Raw genomic sequence first — 3,478 nt, forward strand, 5'->3', positions numbered from 1 at the left:
GCGTATGCGGGGAGCCGTCGCTCAGGCCCTGCGGAACTGCAGCGACTCGCCGAGCGCGCCCGCCCGCCACAGGTCCTGGCAGGCCTCCGCCATCCGGTCGAGGCCGTCGACGACCGAGCCCCAGACGATGCCGGGCACCCAGCCCTGGTCGCCGTTGATCAGCAGGTTGTTGCGCTCGTAGAACAACGCCAGGTCGACGACGGTCGCGCGGTTGCTGTGCGCGGCCTCGGCACCGCTCTGCTCGGCCGCCGCCTCGTAGCCGTACGAGGAGGTGTTCAACTGCGTGTCGGTGAACGTGAAGTAGCAGAGGTCGCCCGGGATGGGGGTGATCGTGGGGTTCTCCAGCGGGGGTTCCTGCGGGGCGAACGGCGGGACCAGGGTGTAGATCTCGTTGCGCGCGTACTTGGCGTGGTAGACGTCGCCGCCCAGCGGCAGCGCGTTCCACACCGCCTCGCAGGTGATCGGGGCCTTGTCGTCGAGGAGCAGGGCGGTGCAGGTGACGCCGCGCTTGGGCAGCGAGACCTCGATGTGGCGGGCCATGGGCGGACTCTCCGATGCGGTGGCGTGGGTGCGGACGGGCGGGCAGAGGGGCAGCCGGGCCCCGGCTGCCCCGTGCGGCTCAGCTCAGCTCAGCGGCATCGCGAGATAGCGCGTCTCCAGGAACTCGTCGATGCCTACGCTGCCGCCCTCGCGGCCGAGCCCGGACTGCTTGACCCCGCCGAACGGGGCGGCCGGGTTGGAGACCACGCCCTTGTTCAGGCCGACCATGCCGGTGTCCAGGCGCTCACTGATCCGGAACGCCCGCTGCAGGTTCTGCGTGTACACGTAACTCACCAGGCCGTACGGAGTGTCGTTGGCGGCCGCGACAGCCTCGTCCTCGTCGGCGAACGTGAGCACCGGCGCGACCGGGCCGAAGATCTCCTGGTGCAGCATGGCCGCGTCGGCGGGCACCCCGGTGAGGACCGTCGGCCGGTAGAAGTACCCGTCGCCGGGCGCGTGTTCACCGCCGACCAGGGTCTTCGCGCCGCGCCCCACCGCGTCCTCGACCAGTTCGTCGACCTTGCCGCGCCCCGCCTCGTCGATGAGCGGGCCGACGTCCACACCGGGTTCGGTGCCACGGCCGACGGTGAGGGTGCCCATCCGGGCGGCGAGGCGCTCGGCGAAGGCACCGGCGACGCTCTCGTGGACGTACATCCGGTTGGCGGCGGTGCAGGCCTCGCCCATGTTCCGCATCTTCGCGGCGAGGGCGCCCTCCACCGCCTGGTCGAGGTCGGCGTCCTGGCACACGATGAACGGGGCGTTCCCGCCCAGCTCAAGGGAGACGCGCAGTACGTGCTCCGCGCTCTGCTCGATCAGCAGCCTGCCGACCGCCGTGGAGCCCGTGAAGGAGAGCTTGCGGATGATGCCGCCACGGAGCAGCGGCTCCACCACCTCGCCGGGGCGGCTGGTCGTCAGGACGTTGAGCACCCCGTCCGGCAGGCCCGCCTCGCGCAGGATCCCGGCGAGCGCGAGCAGCGAGAGCGGGGTCTGCTCGGCGGGCTTGACGACCATGGTGCAGCCCGCCGCCACGGCCGGGCCGATCTTGCGGGTACCCATCGCGAGCGGGAAGTTCCACGGCGTGATCAGCAGCACCGGGCCGACCGGGCGGCGCATCACGACGAAGCGGTCCTTGCCGTCGGGCGAGGTCTGGTACCCACCGTCGACCCGGACGGCCTCCTCGGCGAACCAGCGGAAGAACTCCGCCGCGTACGCCACCTCGCCCTTGGCCTCGGCCAGCGGCTTGCCCATCTCCAGGGTCATCAGGAGCGCCAGGTCGCCCTGCCGCTCCAGGATCAACTCGTAGGCCCGGCGCAGGATCTCGCTCCGCTCGCGCGGGGCCGTCGCCGCCCACGACTCCTGCGCGGCGCCCGCCGCCTCCGCCGCCGCGCGGGCGTCGGAGGCGTCCGCGTCCGCGACGGTGCGCAGCTCGCGGGCGAGTGCCGGGTCCTCGACCGGGAACCGGGCCCCGGACGCGGCCGGCCGCCAGCTCCCGCCGATGAAGAGTCCGTCCGGCACGGCATCGACGACGGTCCGCTCGTGTTCCGTCCAAGTACTCACGCGTACTCCCTGCTCAACTCGCCTATGGACAGCGCCTGGATGGCATGCTTGCATGCGTGCAGGTTGTTGACAATCCTACGATGAATCGACAGTCCTGAGAACGGTCCTGAGAACAGCGACGATCGTGCCGTCCACGCCCCGTCCACGCCCCGTCCGCGATCAAGGAGTAGGTCTCATGAGTGCTCTGTCCCCCGTCCTGAAGCAGGCAACGCCCGTCCTGGCCGTGCGCGGCGAGGGTGTCCACCTCTACGACGAATCCGGCCGTGCCCACCTGGACTTCACCGCCGGAATCGGTGTCACCAGCACCGGCCACTGCCACCCGCGCGTGGTCGCCGCCGCGCAGGAGCAGGTCGGCAGGCTGGTGCACGGGCAGTACACGACGGTGATGCACCAGCCGCTGCTCACGCTGACCGAGCGGCTCGGCGATGTGCTGCCCGCGGGCCTCGACTCGCTGTTCTTCGTCAATTCGGGCAGCGAGGCCGTCGAGGCGGCGATGCGACTCGCCAAACAGGCCACCGGACGGCCCAACATCGTCGCCTTCCAGGGCGGCTTCCACGGCCGCACCATGGCGGCCGCGTCGATGACGACCTCCGCCACCAAGTTCCGTTCCGGGTACGGGCCGCTGATGCCCGGCGTCGCCCTCGCGCCGTTCCCGAACGCCTTCCACTACGGCTGGGACGAGGAGACCGCGACCCGGTTCGCGCTGCGTGAGCTGGACCAGCTGCTCGCCACGGTGACCGCGCCCGCCGACACGGCCGCGTTCATCGTGGAGCCGGTGCTCGGCGAGGGCGGGTACGTACCGGCGAACACGGCCTTCCTGCGCGGGCTCCGTGAGCGCGCCGACCGGCACGGGATCCTGCTCATCCTCGACGAGGTGCAGACCGGCTTCGGCCGCACCGGGCGGTTCTGGGGCCACGACCACTTCGACGGACGGCCCGACATCGTCGTCACCGCGAAGGGCCTGGCCAGCGGCTTCCCGCTGTCCGCCATCGCGGCCCCGACCGCGCTGATGGAGAAGGCCTGGCCCGGCTCCCAGGGCGGTACGTACGGCGGCAACGCGGTCGCGTGCGCGGCGGCGATCGCGACGCTCGACGTCATCCAGGACGAGAAGCTCGTCGAGAACGCGGCGGCGCGGGGGGCTCAGCTGTTCGCGGGGCTGCGGGAGGTGGCGGCGGCGTACCCGGCGGGCGAGGGCCGCGCCGGCATCGGCGACGTACGCGGGCTCGGGCTCATGGCGGGTACGGAGTTCACCGGCGCGGATGGTGAGCCTGACGGTGCGACGGCGGGGCGGGTGCATGCTGCGGCGGTTGAGCGGGGGTTGTTGCTGTTGACGTGCGGTACGCAGGGGCAGGTTGTGCGGATGATTCCGCCGCTGGTGGTG

Annotated in this window: 3 protein-coding genes; 1 reads left to right on the forward strand and 2 read right to left on the reverse strand. The window is 71.8% G+C overall.

Annotated features, from left to right (window positions below):
* Window positions 1-21 precede the first annotated feature (21 nt).
* On the reverse strand, window positions 22-540 hold the full coding sequence (locus GUY60_RS35970; protein ID WP_161705640.1) for a DUF3830 family protein: 519 nt from the start codon (window positions 538-540) through the stop codon (window positions 22-24).
* 84 nt (window positions 541-624) lie between these two features.
* Complete coding sequence (locus GUY60_RS35975; RefSeq protein ID WP_312866558.1) at window positions 625-2,097, reverse strand: NAD-dependent succinate-semialdehyde dehydrogenase; 1,473 nt, start codon at window positions 2,095-2,097, stop codon at window positions 625-627.
* A 175-nt stretch (window positions 2,098-2,272) separates the two neighbouring features.
* On the opposite strand from GUY60_RS35975, the gene GUY60_RS35980 reads away from it, so the two are divergent.
* Window positions 2,273-3,478: aspartate aminotransferase family protein (locus GUY60_RS35980; protein WP_161705644.1), on the forward strand; the 1,206-nt coding region annotated here is incomplete at its 3' end.

This window comes from Streptomyces boluensis, from assembly GCF_009908195.1.
Taxonomy (GTDB): domain Bacteria; phylum Actinomycetota; class Actinomycetes; order Streptomycetales; family Streptomycetaceae; genus Streptomyces; species Streptomyces boluensis.